This window comes from Janthinobacterium sp. MP5059B, from assembly GCF_001758645.1.
Classification (GTDB): domain Bacteria; phylum Pseudomonadota; class Gammaproteobacteria; order Burkholderiales; family Burkholderiaceae_D; genus Janthinobacterium; species Janthinobacterium lividum.
On sequence record NZ_LRHX01000006.1, the window covers coordinates 56,373 to 73,097 of the forward strand.

General features: G+C 65.1%; 16 protein-coding genes. 10 read left to right on the forward strand and 6 right to left on the reverse strand.

The window, feature by feature from the left end:
* Window positions 1-14 precede the first annotated feature (14 nt).
* From JAB1_RS05000 to JAB1_RS05040, 9 genes are all read left to right on the forward strand, one after another.
* Window positions 15-872 (forward strand): alpha/beta hydrolase, encoded by an 858-nt coding sequence (locus JAB1_RS05000; protein ID WP_070279046.1) that lies wholly within the window; start codon window positions 15-17, stop codon window positions 870-872.
* Window positions 869-1,474 (forward strand): glutathione S-transferase, encoded by a 606-nt coding sequence (locus JAB1_RS05005; RefSeq protein ID WP_070279047.1) that lies wholly within the window; start codon window positions 869-871, stop codon window positions 1,472-1,474. The genes JAB1_RS05000 and JAB1_RS05005 overlap by 4 nt, the downstream gene beginning before the upstream one ends.
* A gap of 75 nt (window positions 1,475-1,549) precedes the next feature.
* Window positions 1,550-3,130, forward strand: a complete 1,581-nt coding sequence (locus JAB1_RS05010; protein ID WP_070259207.1) for an AAA family ATPase — start codon at window positions 1,550-1,552, stop codon at window positions 3,128-3,130.
* Window positions 3,127-3,612, forward strand: coding sequence for a hypothetical protein (locus JAB1_RS05015; protein ID WP_070279048.1), 486 nt, complete (start codon window positions 3,127-3,129; stop codon window positions 3,610-3,612). Before JAB1_RS05010 ends, JAB1_RS05015 begins: the two co-directional genes overlap by 4 nt.
* A 9-nt stretch (window positions 3,613-3,621) precedes the next feature.
* The gene (locus tag JAB1_RS05020; RefSeq protein ID WP_070279049.1) at window positions 3,622-4,593 is read left to right on the forward strand and encodes a hypothetical protein; all 972 of its coding nucleotides are present in this window, start codon (window positions 3,622-3,624) and stop codon (window positions 4,591-4,593) included.
* A complete protein-coding gene (locus JAB1_RS05025; RefSeq protein WP_070279050.1) occupies window positions 4,590-6,353 on the forward strand; it encodes a VWA domain-containing protein in 1,764 nt (587 codons plus the stop codon). The genes JAB1_RS05020 and JAB1_RS05025 overlap by 4 nt, the downstream gene beginning before the upstream one ends.
* A 1-nt stretch (window position 6,354) precedes the next feature.
* On the forward strand, window positions 6,355-6,948 hold the full coding sequence (locus JAB1_RS05030; protein ID WP_070279051.1) for a hypothetical protein: 594 nt from the start codon (window positions 6,355-6,357) through the stop codon (window positions 6,946-6,948).
* Window positions 6,945-8,312, forward strand: a complete 1,368-nt coding sequence (locus JAB1_RS05035) for an AMP-binding protein (RefSeq protein ID WP_070279052.1) — start codon at window positions 6,945-6,947, stop codon at window positions 8,310-8,312. The genes JAB1_RS05030 and JAB1_RS05035 overlap by 4 nt, the downstream gene beginning before the upstream one ends.
* The gene (locus JAB1_RS05040; RefSeq protein WP_070279053.1) at window positions 8,309-9,337 is read left to right on the forward strand and encodes an AAA family ATPase; all 1,029 of its coding nucleotides are present in this window, start codon (window positions 8,309-8,311) and stop codon (window positions 9,335-9,337) included. The genes JAB1_RS05035 and JAB1_RS05040 overlap by 4 nt, the downstream gene beginning before the upstream one ends.
* On the opposite strand, the gene JAB1_RS05045 is transcribed toward JAB1_RS05040, so the two are convergent.
* Entirely contained in the window at window positions 9,309-9,872 is a 564-nt protein-coding gene (locus JAB1_RS05045; RefSeq protein ID WP_070279054.1) for a TetR/AcrR family transcriptional regulator, read from the reverse strand. The genes JAB1_RS05040 and JAB1_RS05045 overlap by 29 nt on opposite strands.
* Before the next feature lie 166 nt (window positions 9,873-10,038).
* Here JAB1_RS05045 and JAB1_RS05050 point away from each other — a divergent pair, with 166 nt between their 5' ends.
* Window positions 10,039-10,842 carry an SDR family oxidoreductase gene (locus JAB1_RS05050; RefSeq protein ID WP_070279795.1) on the forward strand — a complete coding sequence of 268 codons (804 nt, stop codon included), beginning with the start codon at window positions 10,039-10,041 and terminating at the stop codon, window positions 10,840-10,842.
* 18 nt (window positions 10,843-10,860) lie between these two features.
* Here the strand turns inward: JAB1_RS05050 and JAB1_RS05055 are convergent, their stop codons facing one another.
* The 5 genes from JAB1_RS05055 to malG all read right to left on the reverse strand — a co-directional run bounded on the left by JAB1_RS05055 (window position 10,861) and on the right by malG (window position 16,719).
* Window positions 10,861-11,853 (reverse strand): GyrI-like domain-containing protein, encoded by a 993-nt coding sequence (locus tag JAB1_RS05055; RefSeq protein WP_070279055.1) that lies wholly within the window; start codon window positions 11,851-11,853, stop codon window positions 10,861-10,863.
* Window positions 11,854-11,902: 49 nt separating this feature from the next.
* Window positions 11,903-13,189, reverse strand: a complete 1,287-nt coding sequence (locus JAB1_RS05060; RefSeq protein WP_070279056.1) for an aminotransferase class I/II-fold pyridoxal phosphate-dependent enzyme — start codon at window positions 13,187-13,189, stop codon at window positions 11,903-11,905.
* A 94-nt stretch (window positions 13,190-13,283) separates the two neighbouring features.
* A complete protein-coding gene (locus JAB1_RS05065; protein WP_070279057.1) occupies window positions 13,284-14,195 on the reverse strand; it encodes a PfkB family carbohydrate kinase in 912 nt (303 codons plus the stop codon).
* Entirely contained in the window at window positions 14,192-15,871 is a 1,680-nt protein-coding gene (locus JAB1_RS05070; RefSeq protein ID WP_254671975.1) for an alpha-amylase family glycosyl hydrolase, read from the reverse strand. Before JAB1_RS05070 ends, JAB1_RS05065 begins: the two co-directional genes overlap by 4 nt.
* Window positions 15,829-16,719: a maltose ABC transporter permease MalG gene (gene malG / locus JAB1_RS05075; protein ID WP_034783032.1), complete on the reverse strand. Its 891-nt coding sequence runs from the start codon at window positions 16,717-16,719 to the stop codon at window positions 15,829-15,831. The genes JAB1_RS05070 and malG overlap by 43 nt, the downstream gene beginning before the upstream one ends.
* Window positions 16,720-16,725 lie beyond the last annotated feature (6 nt).

Below are 16,725 nucleotides of genomic sequence, written 5' to 3' on the forward strand. Positions count from 1 at the left end.
CAAAAGGACATCTGATGACGAGTCAAGAACCGCTGTTGAATGGCCACGCCCTGATCCACGGCCACCGTATCGCCACCGGCATCCATGGCGCAGGCACGCCGCTGGTGCTGGTGCATGGCACGCCGGCGCACAGCATGATCTGGCGCGAACTGGTACCGCTGTTCGTCGACGCCGGTTGCCAGGTGCACCTGTATGACTTGCTGGGCTTTGGACGGTCGGAGCGGCCAGTCGATGCCGATACCTCGGTAGCGGCGCAGGTGACCTTGCTGGCAGCTTTGCTCGACCACTGGCAACTGCCGACCACCCATTTGTTCGGCCACGATATCGGCGGCGCCATTGCGCTGCGCCTGGCGTTCGACCACGCGTCGCGCCTGCGCAGCTTGAGCATCGCCGACGCGCCCAGCTACGATTCCTGGCCGTCGCCCACCTGGAAGCATCTGCGCGATGATTTCGCCCGGCGTGCCTTGACGCCGGCCAGCGAGCATCGCGACACGATGGCGCGCCAGCTGGGCATGGCCGTTTTTCACAAGGGCAGGATGCAGGGCGAGCTTCTGCGGTGCTACCTGGAGCCGCTGTGCGGCGTGGTGGGCCAGCCCTCGTTCTACCAGCACCAGGTGGCGCACTATAACGCCTGCTATACGATGGACTTTGCCGAAAGACTGCCGCAGTTGACAGTGCCGGTACAGGTATTATGGGGCCAGCAGGACGAGTGGCAGCCGGTGGCGTACGGCCATCGCCTGCAGCGCGATATTCCCGGCGCCACCTTGCATCTGTTTGACGAGGCCGGGCACTTCCTGATGGAAGACGCGCCCTTGCCCGTCGCGGCGCAAGTCATCGCGTTTATTCAGCAGATGGAGAGGAGAAGGCCATGATATTGATCGGCATGCTCGATTCGCCCTACGTCAGGCGCGTTGCCATCGGTATGAAAGTGCTGGGCCTGGAGTACGAACACCGGCCCCTGTCCGTGTTTTCCGATGTCGACCAGGTACGGAGCATTAACCCGGCCGTCAAAGTGCCGACCCTGGTCACGGACGACGGCCAGGTGCTGATGGACTCGACCCTGATCCTGGCGTATCTGGAGGAACTGGCCGCGCATGCTCCCCGCATCAGGCCGGAGCCGGGTCCGGCACGCCTGCGCGCGCTGTGCCAAACCAGCTATGCTTTGGCCGCCTGCGACAAAGCCGTGCAGATCGTCTATGAACGGCGCTTGCGCCCGCAGGAAAAACAGCACCAGCCCTGGCTGGACCGCGTCCAGCTGCAGTTGCATGGGGCCTGGGCGCAGCTGGAGGCGTCATTGCGCGAAGAGGCGCCAGACTGCTTGAGTATTGCCGGCATCACCATTGCGGTGGCCTGGAGTTTTGCTCGGCAGATGGTGCCCGACGTGATGGCGGCCAGCGATTATCCGGCCGTGGCCGCTTTGACGGCGCTGGCCGAGCAGCAGTCGGTGTTTCGGGCCACGCCGATGGCGGGCTGAGTTGCTTGTCATGCGAACCGGTGCTTGCAGGTGGCTTGTGCAATAATTTCATTTCCTTAATGGAAGAATATTGCCATGCCGTCTTTTAACCTGTTCCAGCGCCTGTCCCAGGCCCCCACCAAACCCAAGTCCGCGCCCGCTGCGCGGCAGTTCGACGTGGCGGACCTGTACCAGGGCCCCATCGCGCTGGGAGCGGAAGGCGAGGCGCAAGCGCGGCCGTTTGATGAAAAGCTGCGCCAGGCGTATTTCTGGATCGTCAATCACGCCATCATCAGTCCCCATTACGACATCGAATACAACGATGGCCCGTCGCAGACGTATTCCGTGGGCGACAGCCGCCGCACCCTGAATCTGCCGTCGGCGCAAAGCTATTCCAGCTTCATTTTGCTGCCTCTGCTGACCTTTGCCACGCGCCGCAAATGCCTGTTTGTCGGCGGGCCGGGGCGGGGCAAGACGGCCAGCGCCCTGCTGATGGGCGTGCTTGCCGGCTCCACCGTCAAGGAAGTCAAGCGCGCCATGCAGCATGGCCACCCGCAGATGACGGTGGCCGATTTGCTGGGCAATCCGCTGCCGGCGGACCTGGTGAACGCGCAAAGCATGGACGATATCCGCATCGCCTGGCGCGCCTGGCTGGGCATGCGCGTGAAGATCGTCGATGAATACAATCGCATCCCCACGCGCACGCAAAGCGCGCTGCTCACCGTCATGGGCGACAATTACGCGGAAGTGCTGAACCATATTTACGAATGCCCGGAAGCGGCCTGGTATCTGACGGCCAACGATGACCAGGGCGGCGGCACGTACCAGGTGATCGAAGCGCTGCGCGACCGGGTCGACGTGACGGTGCAGGCGCTGGCCTTCAACCCGCGCTTCCTGAACGAACTGCTGCTGCGCGTGGAAGAAAACGTGCGGCCCGAAGAGCTGGTGCCGCCCGATATCATCTTCACGGAAGGGGAGGTGGATCAGATCGGCGCATCCATCCGCCAGGTGGCCATACCCGACGCCGTACGCCGCCGCCTGGAATTCTTTGCCAGCCAGTTCGAGCTGTTCGAGACGGCCGGCGGCCAGTTTGAATACATGACCAAGGATACGGCCCGCCTGGCCGGAGCCGACCGGGGCGCCGCGCAGGCGGCCGACAATGGGCGCGACCGCCTGAAAGACCTGGGCTGCCAGACCTTGAACGGCATTTCCGTGCGCACCCTGATGGCGCTGATGATCTACGCCAAGGCCATGGCTTATTTCCGCGGCAATGGCGAGGTGGCGCTGGAAGACTTGCGCCAGGTACTGCCGTTCGTCCTGCATAACAAGCTGCAGCCGGACCCGGATGCGCCATTTTTCGCGCTGCCGGAAAACGCCGCCTACCGCAGCGACAGGCTGGGCTGGCTGCGCCGCCTGTTCGATTTGTCGAACGATGAATTCAACCGCCTGGATCTGGACCGCGATGATCCTGTCGGCGTGCTGTCGGCCGAATTCGACCTGGGCCTCGATGGCGTCAGCGAGCGCGAGACTCTGGCGCGCCTGAACCGCATCGAAAAGCTGATCGGCGAACGCACGAAGGGCAGAAAATTGTACGGTCCCCTGTACGACGACCTGCTGAAGCTCAAGTATCTGCACCAGCGCTATACGAACTACCGCACTTGGCTGCGTTCGCAATGAATGACGCTCTGAATATCGACCATTGCCGCGGGTTTCTCGATGCGCTGGCCATGTTGAACAGCGAGGCCAGCGACCTGTGCGCAACTTACGAGCTGCAACGCCTGCCCGACGCGCCAGACCTGGCCACGGCGCTGGGCTTGCGCATCGAAGAATATGCCTTGACTGTCATCGAACCTGCGCGCGACTTGCCGGCGGCCTTGTGGCAGATCGCGGCGGTGCCGTGCGGGCGTGCGCAGCTGGAGCAGCTATGCCAGCGCTGGTTCTTCTCGTCGGATCACATGCGCACGGCGCCGCCGGGCCGTTTTCGCGCCTGCCTCGTCAACGCCTTCCTCGAAGCGCTGGACATGTCGCTGGCCGGATTCAGCGTGCACGCCGTGGCGATGACGCCGCCACCTGGTGTCTGGTACGCGATTCACTGGGACGAGATCGCCTTCGAGTCAGGGGATGAGCGCTATCTGCTGCACTTTTCGCACAGCGATTGACAGGCTGCGATGATTTCCCCTGCCTTTTCCTCGATACTTGCCAGCGGCCGCGCCCAGTTCAATGCGCGCGCTGTGGAGGCGCTCCGGCGCTTTCCCGCGCTCGACATGGCCGCCTTTGGCGCCTTACTGCACGACGGCGTCGATCCGCTGGTGCTGGCCTTGGCCGCCGCCGCGCCCGAGCGCGTGGGCGGCGCTACCTTTGCCGCCTATGACATGGCGCTGGAACTGGTGGGCCATGGCCTGGCCGGGCCTGCCGCGAAAAATCCGTTCCTGAATACCGTCTGGCGCGAACTGGCGCCCTCGTTTGCGCCGTTGCTGGCCACCGCGCCCGTGGATGTATTGGGCATGCTCAGCAACGCCGCCATCCACATTGGCGCCGTGGCGGGAGCGCGGCCCGCGCAATGGCAGGCCGGAATGGCTGCCGTGGCGCCGCAAGTCGCCAGCGTCGCGCAGCTGCGCGCCGTGGGCCAGGTGCTGGCCTGGCGCGCCGGCGTCGCGCATTTCCGCCTGGGCGCGCTGGCCGCCGCCGACACCTTGCCACAAGCGCTGGCGCTGGCCGCCTTTGGCGAGCCGGGCGCGCAATGGCCGCAGGTGCATGCGCAGTTGCTGGCGAATCCCTGGCGCGGCAATGCCGAGGGCAGGGCGTTCGGCAGCTTCAGCGGCCTCGGTGGCGACTTCGGCACACCGCCGCAAGTGCGCGCGACAAAGGACGGTTTTGTCGTGCGCAGCGCCGAGCGCCACTACCTGCTGGTGGCCGACGCCTATGGCGCCGTGCTGCACAGCGCCACGGCGCAGGAGTTCGAGCAGGCGCCAGGTGCCATGCCGGCGTCCGTGCGCCTCGAGGGGGCGACCGTGCATATCGGCGCGCGCAGCATCGCGCTCGACCTGCCGGCCGGTGATATCGCGCTTGCCGCGAATGCGCATACGCTCGCCGTCACGTCACCGTGGACGCATGCGATCCGCCTGCTGCCGCTCGCATGAAGAACGATGCCGACTTGATCGACCGCTGGCGCGCCGCCTGGCCCGAGGCCCTGGCCGCGTGGAGCAAATTTACGCGCCTGCGCGACCCGAACCTGTGCGCCAGCCGCGTCGAGGCCAGCAGGCAGGGCTTGTCCGGCAGCTTCGCCATGATCCGCTTGCTGGACCAGAGCGTGGTGGTGGACTTGCCGCTGGTGACGGAGCTGGGCCTGGACGACTATGCGCTGGAAGTGCTTGCCCATGAAATCGGCCACCACATTCTCGCGCCGGGCAGTGCCAGCGACCAGTTCCGCCTGCTGGCGCGCATGCGCCGCGCCTTGCCGACCCTGGAGCAGCATGCGCCCATGGTGGCCAACCTGTACACGGACCTGTTCATCAACGACCGTTTGCAGCGCCAGGCGAATTTGCGCATGGCCGATATCTACCGCAAACTGCAGCAGGGGCGCTCTGCGCAAGCCGATGCCAAGGGTAGCGGCGGCGTATGGACCCTGTACATGCGCATCTATGAAAACCTGTGGCAGCTGCAAAAGGGCGAACTCGGAGGCGGTAGTGCAGACGAACGCCTGGACACGGATGCCTGGCTGGGCGCGCGCCTGATCCGTGTTTACGCGAACGACTGGATGCTGGCGGCGGGCCGCTTCGCCACCTTGCTGCTGCCTTATCTGGTGGAAGACACGGATGCCTTGAGCCCGAGCCGCTATCTGCTCGACACGCGCGACGCAGCCCGTGGCTGCCAGACCTATGGCGCGCAGCAGATCGAGGACGACGAGGCGGACGGCGCCATCCACCCGGTGCACGACAAGCGCATTTCCGGCCTTGATGGCGAGGAACCTGTGACCGAGGCGCCCGCCAGGCCGGGCGGCGGGCAACTGCGCGAACCGTTCGAGCTGGGCGATATCTTAAAAGCGTCGGGCGTGAACCTGAGCGACCATGAAATCGCCATCCGCTATTACCGCGAACGGGCATTGCCGCACCTGGTGGCGTTCCCCAGCCGCCCCGCGCCCGAGTCGCAGGAGCCGCAGATGGAAGGGCTGGAAGCATGGGAAATCGGCGACCCTCTGGAAGACATCGACTGGCTGCAATCGGTGATGCAATCGCCGCGCCCCGTGCCGGGCGTGACCACCGTGCGCCGCGTGTACGGCCGCGAACCGGCGCGCGCCATCGACGCCGTGCCCGTCGACCTGGACATGTACGTGGACAGTTCCGGCTCCATGCCGAACCCGCAGGCGCATACCTCGTTCCTGACACTGGCTGGCGCCGTGATCGCCTTGTCCGCCCTGCGCGCCGGCGCGAAGGTGCAGGTGACCCTGTGGAGCGGCAAGAACGAGGTGATGCAAACGCCAGGCTTCGTGCGCGATGAAGACATGATCCTGGGCGTGCTGACGGAATTTTTTGGCGGCGGCACCTGTTTCCCCATCCACCGCCTGCGCCAGACCTATGCGGCCAGGCGCGAACGGCCCGCGCACATCCTGATGATTTCCGACGACGGTATCACCACCATGTTCGACAAGGATGAACTGGGCAACAGCGGCTGGGATATCTCGGCGAAAGCGCTGGCGCAGGGCGGCGCGGGCGGCACCATGGCCCTGAACCTGGAGCGCGACTGGGATGGCGCGGCGGCCAACAAGTGGCTGCAGCAGACCTATGACGATCTGAAGCGCGCGCGCCGCGAGCAGGGCTGGGATATCCACGCCGTCGAGCGCTACGAGGACTTGCTGGACTTTGCGCGGGCGTTCAGCCGGCGCCACTACATACAACAATGACATGCATACTCACGGTCCCCACCTCGAAACCCTGACCCACCGCCTGGCCGACACCCCCGTCGAATTCCTCGCCGAGCCGCGCATCGCCGGCGTCGCCAATGCGCAGGCGGTGGCGGTGGCCGCGCTGGTCAACGATATTTTGCTGCTGCATGGTGCGCGTGCACCGGTCGTATCCCTGCAGGGTTTTATCGGCGCGCAGGTGAAGGCGGACCGCAACCGGCTGGCGCTGGCCATGATCCTGTGCTGGCTGCTGGCCGACGACTGGTTCATCGGCCAGCAGTTGCCGCAGCACGATTTGTTGCAGGTACTGGGCGAGGCGGCGCGCGAACTGGCCGCTGCCACGCCGGCCCACCAGTTCACGCAAGACCCCGAGCGGCGCGAGGAACTGGCGCGCATCGTGCTGGCGCGCCTGGGCTTTCGGCCCCGCGACGAAAGCGTGGCGCAGGCCACGGACCGCTTGTCCGCCATCAGCGGCACGGAGCGCCGCCGCCTGCTCGAAGCGAGCCGGCTGGCCGAGCAGCGCGCGCGCGAAATCCGCGAAGCGCTGGCAAAGAAGGCGGCCGAGGAATCGGCCGACAAGTGGTCGCGCGAATGAGTGTGGACGTCAATTTGCCGGACGGCGCCTGGGAATCGGACTGCGACTACTGTCCCACCCTGACGCAGGCGGGGGCGCGCATGCTGGAAAAACTGCGCAGCCATCCCGCGGCACCCCGGTACCGCAACCGCAGCGGCAACAAGCTGCTGGCCGGGGAGGTCGAAGCGCTGCGCGCCTACGAGCAGGAAGTCATGCAGGCGGAGATCGGCTGGAGCAAAGACGCGCCGCCGCCCTGGCTGGCGGATTTTCTCAGGACGACCTACGCCACCGTGCCGCATTACCGCGCCTGCGGTTCGCCGCCCGCGCGTCTTGCGGACGTGGCGCCCATCAGCCGCGCCGAACTGGCCCACGACATCGCCGCCTTCGTGCCCGACGACGCGGACCTGGCGCGCATGATCAACTTCCAGACGACAGGCACGACCGGCCACCCGCTGCTGATCGCCTCGCACCCACTGGTGGCGGGGCGCTACCTGGCCTTCCACAAGCGTGCGCTGCGCCGCTTCGGCGTCACCCTGCGCCATGGCGCGGGCCAGGTGGGCGTGATGCTGCTGGGGCATCAGCGCCGCTGCTTCACCTACGTTTCCGTCACGCCGGCGATGAACGAATCGGGCCTGGCGAAGATCAACCTGCACGAGGACGACTGGCGCGACCCGGATGACCGCGCGCGCTACCTGGACGCCATGGCGCCCGAGCTGATTGCGGGCGACCCCATCTCGTTTGCCGAGTTGCTGACCCTGCCCATGGCGCACAAGCCGGCCGCGCTGCTGTCCGTGTCGATGATGCTGTTGCCCGGCATGCGCGCGCGTCTCGAAGCGGCGTTCGGCTGCCCCGTGCTCGATATCTATTCGCTCAATGAGGTGGGCCCCGTGGCCGTCTACGATGAACAGGCGGGTGGCCACGTGCTGCTGCAGCACCGGCTGTACGTGGAAATCCTCGATAGCGCGGGCCAGCCCGTGCCGGATGGCGCACGCGGCGAAATCACCGTGACGGGCGGCTTCAATTTTTGCCTGCCGCTGGTTCGCTACCGCACGGGTGATTACGCTTCGCTGGCGCATGGCCCGCACGGTCCCGTGCTGGTGGGCCTGGCCGGCCGCAGTCCCCTGCGCTACAGGACGATCAATGGCGAATGGATCAACAATATCGACATTACGCATGCCCTGAAACCGCTGGCCATCGCCCTGTTCGGCGTGCACCAGCATGGCGACGGCGCCATCGCGCTGCGTCTGGCGCCGAACGCCATGCCGCAGGCTGACCGGGCCCGCTCCTTGCTCGCGCCTTTTTTCGGCGCCATCGCGGTCGAGACCTTGCTGGCGGAAGACAAGATCATTCAATACACCTCGGATTTGCAGGAAGCAGTGGCATGAACCTTTATAAACGCGGCCTCGTGGTCGGTAAATTCTGCCCGCTGCACCAGGGCCACGAACTGTTGATCCATCGTGCGCAAGAGGCCAGCGAAGAACTGCTGGTGGTCAGCTACACCAGGCCCGAATTTCCCGGTTACGAGCCGGCGCGCCGGGAACGGTGGCTGCGCGCGCAATTCCCGCAGGCGCACATCGTCGTGCTGGATGATGCGCGCCTGGCCGCTCTGTGTGCGGCGCGCGGCGTGCCGGCGCGTACGCTGCCGCACAACGATGACGATGGCGACGCGCACCGCCATTTCATGGGCTGGCTGTGCTGGACAGTGCTGGCGCTGCCCGTCGATGCCGTCTTCACCAGCGAGGACTATGGCCCCGGCTTTGCCCAGGTGCTGGAACGGCATTATGCCGGCGGGCTGGTGGCGCATGTGAGCGTGGACCAGGCGAGAACTGTGGTGCCCGTGTCCGGCACGCGGGCCAGGCAAGACCCGCATGCGCACAGCGCCTTCCTGTCGCCGATTGTGCGCGCCGATTTTGTCACGCGCGTGTGCGTGCTCGGCGGCGAATCGAGTGGCAAGACGACCTTGGCGCAAGCACTGGCGGCGCATTTCGAGACGGCCTGGGTGGCCGAATATGGCCGCGAGTTGTGGGAAAGCCAGGATGGCATATTGAACTATGACGATCTGCTGAAGATCGGCCGGGAACAGCTGCGCCGCGAAGCGCAGGCGCTATTGGCTGCGCGGCGCTGGCTGTTTTGCGATACCTCGCCCATGACGACGTATTTTTACTGTGTCGAGATGTTCGGCAGGGCCGAACAGGAATTGGCGCAGCTGGCAGAACACCGTTACGATCTGGTGCTGCTGTGCGCCCCAGACTTCCCCTTCATCCAGGATGGCACACGCCGCGACGAGGATTTTCGCGCGCGCCAGCATGCGTGGTACCAGGACGAGCTGGCGCGGCGGGGGATCGCTTTTATCAATGTGTCCGGCACGGTGGCCGACAGGATCAGGCAGGTGGCGCAAGTGTTGCGCTGACTGCCGCCAGGATCTCATCGGAAAGCGCGGCATCGTCGACGGCGCGCGCCAGCGCCACGGCGCCCACCATGGCTGACAGCATGACGATGGCTTCCTGTTGTCGGTTGCGTTTTTTCTGCCACGGAAAATGCGTGGCCAGCTTGCCGATGATGGATTTCAGGTGGACGGTGAAGGCGGGGCGCACGGCCGGCTGCTTGCGCGCGTCGCCGGCCAGGGCGGCCAGCAAACAGCCATCGCCCGGCGCGTCTCGGTGGGCCGCGCTCACGTAATCGCGCACATACTGGCGCATGGCTTCCGGGCTTGCCGTTGCTGCATCGAGCGCCACGCGCGAGTGTTCCGAGCCATGCAGGGTGCTTTCCGCCATCAGCGCTTCCTTCGAAGCGAAGTGGTTGTAGAAGGGGCCATGCGTGAGCCCCGTCGCCTGCATGATCTGTCCCACGCTGACGCCGTCGTAGCCTTTTTCACGGAACAGTCGCGCCGCTTGCGTCAGGATGCGCTGGTGCTTTTCAGCGGTTTCTTCGGCGGGATAACGCATGGCAGGCTCCTGATCGCGGTTCAAAAATAATGGTTGACATCATACATGATGTTCGTCATGCTTCAACACATTAAACATGATGATCGTCATATTTAATGTGTTGAAGCATGATGGCTGTCATGTTTTGTGACGCCAGTCCACCCCCTATCTTGAAGAAGGAATGATCATGAATGCAGTTACTACCCAAGGCACGGCCCTCGTCACCGGCGCATCGTCGGGCCTGGGCGCCGTGTATGCGGACCGCCTGGCCAGCCGTGGCTTCGATTTGATCCTGGTGGCGCGCCGGGTCGAACGCCTGGGCGTGCTGGCCAAGTCGCTGGCGGAAAAGTATGGCGTGTCCGTGCGCGACTTGGCGGCGGACCTGTCCGCACCGGCCGACCTGCAGCGCGTGGCCGATGAACTGGCCAGCAATCCGGCCATCACCATGCTGGTCAATAATGCGGGCGCCTCGACCCTGGCGCCCGTCGTCGATACGCCGAAAGCGGGCATCGCCACCATGGACAAGGTCAACGTGACGGCCGTGGCGGAGTTGAGCTACGCCGTGCTGCCGCAGTTCAAGCTGCGCAACAGCGGCACCATCATCAATATCGGTTCCGTGCTGTCCTTCCACATCTTGCCCGTCAGCACGATCTACAGCGCCACCAAGGGCTATGTGATGAATTTCACGCGCGGCTTGCAGCAGGAGCTGGCCGGTACGGGCATCGTGGTGCAGCTGGTGCTGCCCGCATCGACGGCGACGGAAATCTGGGAATTGAGCGGCGTGCCGCTGGCGCAGCTGGACCAGGCCACCATCATGCGCGCCGAAGACTGTGTCGATGCGGCGCTGGCGGGCCTGGATCAGGGCGAACTGGTGACCCTGCCTTCCGTCGAAGACCAGGCCTTGTGGGAGCAGTTTGACTCTGCCCGCCTGGCCCTGTTCGCAGGCGCGATGCGCGGCAAGCCCGCATCGCGTTATGGTATCGCGGGCTGATACACGCGAAAGAGGAAGCTACAGGGGCCGCACGGGGATGCAGATGTCGCAGGAGAATTCGCCGGTGGCCGGGTCCAGCGCCGTGGCCGCGGAAAAGCGCTCGAAGCACGGGCGCTCATCCCACTGCAGGCCGCTGACCTGCAGCCATTCGCGCGTCATGCGCGTCCATGTTTCGGCAATGGCGCTGGATGGTCCCTTGAATTGCGCCACCGCATAGCGCCCGCCCGGCAGGGTGGTGATGCTGGCCCGGCCGCCCGACTGGAACGCATCGGGCACGGTGACGCAGGCGTCGTAGCGGCATTTGTCTGGCGGCGTGATGCTGGGATCGTCATGGCCGATGCCGTAGCACGTCGCGTCGCCCAGGCCGTGCGACTGCATCCATGGCGCGATGGTGTCGCGCCAGAAGGCGCCGATGGCGGGACCGTAGAGGCCGATATGGCGCTGGCACGCCACCGTGGCGGGCGGCAGGTCGAGGATGGTGACTTGCATGGGACTCTCTCTATGAAGTGGATTGGAGTGCCCATGGTGCTGGAAGTTCGGCCCGTTTTCCTGACCAGGATTGCGCATGGCCTGATCCGGATTGCTATCTTGCCGGCGCAGGCGCATGGCTGCGAGCATGGCAGCGTTTTTTGCGGCGATGCCGGCGCGCCAGGCCGTTGGCGTGCAGCCGAATTTCAGCTTGAAGGCGCGCGCAAACGCTTCGCCGGAACCGAAGCCCGTCGCCAGCGCGATGTCCAGTATCGTTTCGTCGGGACGGCAGGCCAGCCGCAGGGCGGCCGTTTCCAGGCGCCGGCGGCGCGCATAGTCGCCCAGCGTCTCGCCCATCCAGGCGGCGAATACGCGGTGGAAGTGGAAACGTGAAAAATGCGCGACGTCGGCCAGCTGGGCCAGGTCCAGCGGCGTGTCGAGGTGGCGGTCGATATGGTCAAGCACGGCATTCATGCGCCGCGCGTATTCGGCGCGGAAATGGCCAGATGCCGGCTGCTCAGGGGGAGTAGGAGGGGAAGACATGCCGCCGATTATGGCATGAAGTCCCCTCCGGGCGGCGTGGAAAAGAGGCTTACGCCGCGTTCAAGGCTTGTTCCAGGTCTTCGCGCAAGTCATCGATATGCTCGATGCCGACGGACAGGCGCAGCATGTCTTCCGACACGCCTGCCTTCGCCAGTTCTTCGGGATTGAGCTGGCGGTGCGTAGTGGAGGCAGGGTGCGTGGCCAGCGACTTGGCGTCGCCGATGTTGACCAGGCGCGTGAACAGTTGCAGGGCGTCGAGCACGCGGGCGCCGGCCGCGCGTGGATCTTCACCAGCCGCCAGTTTCAGGCCGAACGATAAAATGCCCGAGGCGCGGCCATTCATGTATTTCTTCACCAGCGCGTGGTCCGGGTGGTCTTCCAGGCCCGCGTAATTGACCCATGCGACTTTCGGATGCTGTTTCAGGTGCCTGGCCAGGGCCAGCGTGTTGTCGCAAATGCGGTCCATGCGCAGGGCCAGCGTCTCGATGCCCTGGATCAGCTGGAAGGCGGAGAGTGGCGAGATGGCCGCGCCCATATTGCGCAGCGGGACGACCCTGGCGCGGCCGATGAAGGCGGCGGGGCCGAACGCTTCCGTGTAGACGACGCCGTGATACGACACGTCCGGTTCGTTCAGGCGCTTGAAGCGTTCCTTGTGATCGGCCCACGGGAACTTGCCGCTGTCGACGATGGCGCCGCCCACGGTGGTGCCGTGGCCGCCCAGGTATTTGGTCAGCGAGTGCACGACGATATCGGCGCCATGCTCGATGGGACGGAACAGATAGGGACTCGGCACCGTGTTATCGACGATCAGCGGGATGCCGTGCGCATGCGCGATCTCGGCCAGTTTCGCTACATCGGTGACATTGCCCAGCGGGTTGCCGATCGATTCGCAGAAGATGGCCTTGGTGCGCGCGTCGATCAGAGCGGCAAAGGTCTCGGGCTGGCGCGCGTCGGCGAAGCGCACTTCGATGCCGATCTGCGGCAGGGTGTGGGCAAACAGGTTATAGGTGCCGCCATACAGCTGGCTGGCGGAGATGAAATTGTCGCCCGCTTCGGCGATGGTCTGGATCGCATAGGTGATCGCCGCCATGCCCGACGCCACGGCCAGCGCGGCCACGCCGCCTTCCAGCGCCGCGACCCGTTTTTCCAGCACGTCCTGCGTGGGGTTCATGATGCGCGTGTAGATATTGCCGGCGACCTTGAGGTCGAACAGGTCGGCGCCATGCTGGGCATTGTCGAAGGCGTAGGCCACCGTCTGGTAAATGGGGACGGCGGCGGCCTTGGTGGTCGGGTCGGGGGTATAGCCGGCGTGCACGGCCAGGGTTTCGATTCTCATGTGGTCTCCGGTTGCTATGGTATGCGGTGGTGAAATCCGCAGCCATTGTGCCATGCGCCCGTTAGCTGGTTGCTACGCTTGATAGAATTTTAATTCATAAGCTAGTGCTGTCTTGATATAAGTCATGCAGCTCTGCCAGCCCGATGAACCGTTCATGCGTGCCGTTCTGCGCGCAGGCAAATGCGCCGCCGATGGCGCCGCGGTGCATGGCGGCGTCCAGGCCCGCGCCGCCCAGCCAGGCATGCAGGAAGGCCGCCACGAACGAGTCGCCGGCGCCATTGGTGTCTACCACGGGCAGCTTCAAGCCTGCCGTCGGCGTGTGACGCACGGTCTCGCCGCCCCGTTCCAGCAGGTAGGCGCCATCCGCGCCCGCCATGGCGATGACGGCCTGCGCGCGGCCTTCCGAGATAATGGCGCGCATGACGGACTCCGTACGCTCGCCCAGCGCGGCCGTGCTGAGGAAGACCAGGTCGGCGCGCAGCGCAAAGATCTTGTGGTGCGGGTTGACGCCATCCCAGTCGTGCAAATCCGTCGACACCGTGGTGCCGCACACTTGCGCATCGTCAAACAGCTCGGCCACCCAGCCCATGATGGAAAAGTGCGCATGGCGCGCCGGGCCCAGGTAGGGAAGATAAAAAGCGGCCGGCATGCGCACGTCTTCCGGATGGCGGCCGTCGTACAGCGACAGCCGGCGCCCTTGCGGATCGACCAGGTTGACGCTGCGCCGCGTGCCCGAGGGTTCGACAAGGTGTGAAAAATCGAGCCTGGCTTCCTTGTAGCGCTGCAGGATGGCCGCGCCCTGCGCATCGTCGCCGATGAAGTCGATGAACTTGCAGCGCAATCCCAGCGCATGGCAGCCCAGCGCCACGCCATTGCCCGTGTGCGCCACGTAGTCGTGGATGGGCGGCACGTGCAGCGAATCGGCCACGGGCAATTGCAGGTCGGGGACGCGCACGATCGTGTCGATGCCGGCGCCGCCGACCACTAAAATGTCATAGGTACTCATGGTGCAGCTTTCTCCAGCAGGACGGTGCCGCCCGCGTTCACCGCGACGGTGCCGTTTTTTACGATATAGGTTTGATTGGTGTAAGCGTCGCGCAGACTGGTGCCGTCGGCGAACACGCCGTGCACTTTCAGTTCGAGCGGGCCTTGCGCCTCGGGTACGGCGATGATGGCGTCGCCCTGTGTCACGCGGGCGAACGCATACGGTTTTTCATCGATGAAGCGGTGTTCGCCGCGCGCCAGGGCAGGGTGGCGCAGGCGGAACTGGCCCAGTTTGCGCGCATGCGCCAGGGTGGCAGGGTCCAGCGACGACCAGTTCATGCTTGACCGCGTGGCTTGTTGTTCGTCGCCGACGGGCGCCGCGCCAGGCTGGCGCGCGCTTTCATCGCCATAGAACAGCTGCACGCCGCCCGGCGCCAGCAGCAGGGCGGACAAGCCATGTTTCAGCCGGTCGCGCGGGAACAGGCTGGTGTCGTGCGACGAGATATACGACAGGATGTCGTAGCGGGGGCCCTGGCCCTTGCCCAGCAAGCCCGCGTACTGGCGGTAGACGCCATCGATGCTTTTCCAGTCGCCGCCAGCGCGGCTTTGAAAGTCGAAATTGATCATCGAATCGAAACCGGCGTCATGCCAGCTGCTGCGCTCGGGGCCGTGGCCCCACGCTTCGCCCGTCATCCAGAACGGTGCGTCATCGATCTTTTGCTGTGGATGGCGGGTTTTCCAATCCTTGAGGGCATCGGTGGCCGCCGCGCGCAGGGCCAGCCAGCTGGCCGGCTCCACGTGCTTGACGGTGTCGGCCCTGAAGCCGTCGACGCCGAATTCGCGCACCCAGTCGGCCAGCCAGCTGACAAGGTAAGTGCGGACAGTCGCATCGGGCAGGGCCACGGCGCGCGTGTCGGCCTTGCGCTGCAAAATCGGCGGCAAGCCCACGGCCTTGCCGCTCTCCGTGCGGAAGTCGGGCAGGTAGGCCAGCTGCATGGTGAAATCATCCTTGCCGCCGTCGGCGTAGCCGGGCAAGCCGGCGCGCACCCAGTCCGGGCCCCACCACTGCTTGAATTCGAAGTTGTTGTAGTCGATGAAGCTGTGATAGTCGCGCAGCACGGCCTGCTCATGGCCGGGCCACAGGACCGGCACCTTGTATTCGGACAGGGTGCGCAAGTCCGCGTAGCCGGGATGGTTCAGTACCACGTCGAACAGCACGCGGATGCCTTGCGCATGTGCCGTGTCTATCATCTCGCGCAGCTCGTCGCGCGTGCCCATGTTGGCATCCATGGTCGTGTAGTCGAGCGCCCAGTAGCCGTGGTAGGCGTAGTGCTGGAACTGCTGCTTGCCGCCCACCACCCAGCCGTGGATCTGCTCGTACGGCGCCGTGATCCACAGGGCGTTGACGCCCAGGTCGCGGAAGTAGCCGGCTTTGAGCTGCTGCGTGATGCCGGCGATGTCGCCGCCGTGAAAGCTGCCCACATCGCCGCCTTGCGGGTCGGCGGCGCGGCCATAACTGTGGTCGTTGCCGGGATTGCCGTTGGCGAAGCGGTCCGTTACGGCGAAGTAGACGATGGGGTTGTCAGCAAAGCTCCCTGCCTGCGCCGAAGCGCTGAGTAACAGGGCGGCCAGCGTAGTCAGGGCGCGGCGCATGGTCAGCCCTTCACGCCGCCAGCCGTCAGGCCGGAGATCATCCATTTCTGCGCCAGCAGGAATACGGCCGTGATGGGCAGGCCGGACAAAATGGCTGCCGCGGCGAAGTCGCCCCACAGGTATTTTTGCTCGTACAGGAACAGTTTCGAGCCGACGGCCAGGGTCAGGTTGTTCTGTTCATGCAGCAGCACGGAGGCGATCGGGTATTCGATGATGGCGCCGATGAACGACAGCAGGAATACCACCATCAGGATCGGCACCGTCATCGGCAGCAGCACGTAGATGAACGCCTGCCATTGCGTGGCGCCGTCGACCTTGGCCGCTTCCTCGATTTCGATGGGGATGGTTTGATAGTAGCCCTTGATGGTCCAGATATGCAGGGCGATGCCGCCCGTGTAGGCCAGCACCAGGCTGCCGTGGTGGTCGATGCCCAGCCACGGCACGTAGCTGCCCAGCACATCGAAGATGGCGTAGATGGCCACCAGGGCCAGCACGGCGGGGAACATCTGCAGCAGCATCAGCGCCGACAGGGTTTGCGACTTGAAGCGGAACTGCATGCGCGCGAATGCGTACGCGCAGGTGGTCGACAGCAGCACGGTGACGGTGGCGCTCATGCTGGCCACCTTGATGGAATTCCACAGCCACAGCAGCACGGGGAAGTCCGGCTCGACCAGGGCGCCGTTGGGCGCCTGGTAAGACATGCCCAGCGCCAGGCGCCAGTGCTCGAAGCTGATCTCGGGCGGTATCAGGCTGCCCGAGGCGAAGTTGCCAGGGCGCAAAGAGATCGACAAGATCATCAGGAAGGGGAACATCACCAGCGCGATCAGCGCGATCACGGCGACGTGGGCCGCCAGGATACGCCAGCGGTTGGAACGGTCGACAACGATAGCCATATGCTG

Coding starts and splice junctions, on each gene's coding strand:
- JAB1_RS05060 (WP_070279056.1), bottom strand. CDS start 13,189: ATGAGAATCGAAACCCTGGCCGTGCACGCCGGCTATACCCCCGACCCG.
- malG (WP_034783032.1), bottom strand. CDS start 16,719: ATGGCTATCGTTGTCGACCGTTCCAACCGCTGGCGTATCCTGGCGGCC.
- JAB1_RS05070 (WP_254671975.1), bottom strand. CDS start 15,871: ATGGATGATCTCCGGCCTGACGGCTGGCGGCGTGAAGGGCTGACCATG.
- JAB1_RS05045 (WP_070279054.1), bottom strand. CDS start 9,872: ATGCGTTATCCCGCCGAAGAAACCGCTGAAAAGCACCAGCGCATCCTG.
- JAB1_RS05000 (WP_070279046.1), top strand. CDS start 15: ATGACGAGTCAAGAACCGCTGTTGAATGGCCACGCCCTGATCCACGGC.
- JAB1_RS05050 (WP_070279795.1), top strand. CDS start 10,039: ATGAATGCAGTTACTACCCAAGGCACGGCCCTCGTCACCGGCGCATCG.
- JAB1_RS05025 (WP_070279050.1), top strand. CDS start 4,590: ATGAAGAACGATGCCGACTTGATCGACCGCTGGCGCGCCGCCTGGCCC.
- JAB1_RS05015 (WP_070279048.1), top strand. CDS start 3,127: ATGAATGACGCTCTGAATATCGACCATTGCCGCGGGTTTCTCGATGCG.
- JAB1_RS05030 (WP_070279051.1), top strand. CDS start 6,355: ATGCATACTCACGGTCCCCACCTCGAAACCCTGACCCACCGCCTGGCC.
- JAB1_RS05065 (WP_070279057.1), bottom strand. CDS start 14,195: ATGAGTACCTATGACATTTTAGTGGTCGGCGGCGCCGGCATCGACACG.
- JAB1_RS05020 (WP_070279049.1), top strand. CDS start 3,622: ATGATTTCCCCTGCCTTTTCCTCGATACTTGCCAGCGGCCGCGCCCAG.
- JAB1_RS05010 (WP_070259207.1), top strand. CDS start 1,550: ATGCCGTCTTTTAACCTGTTCCAGCGCCTGTCCCAGGCCCCCACCAAA.
- JAB1_RS05035 (WP_070279052.1), top strand. CDS start 6,945: ATGAGTGTGGACGTCAATTTGCCGGACGGCGCCTGGGAATCGGACTGC.
- JAB1_RS05055 (WP_070279055.1), bottom strand. CDS start 11,853: ATGTCTTCCCCTCCTACTCCCCCTGAGCAGCCGGCATCTGGCCATTTC.
- JAB1_RS05005 (WP_070279047.1), top strand. CDS start 869: ATGATATTGATCGGCATGCTCGATTCGCCCTACGTCAGGCGCGTTGCC.
- JAB1_RS05040 (WP_070279053.1), top strand. CDS start 8,309: ATGAACCTTTATAAACGCGGCCTCGTGGTCGGTAAATTCTGCCCGCTG.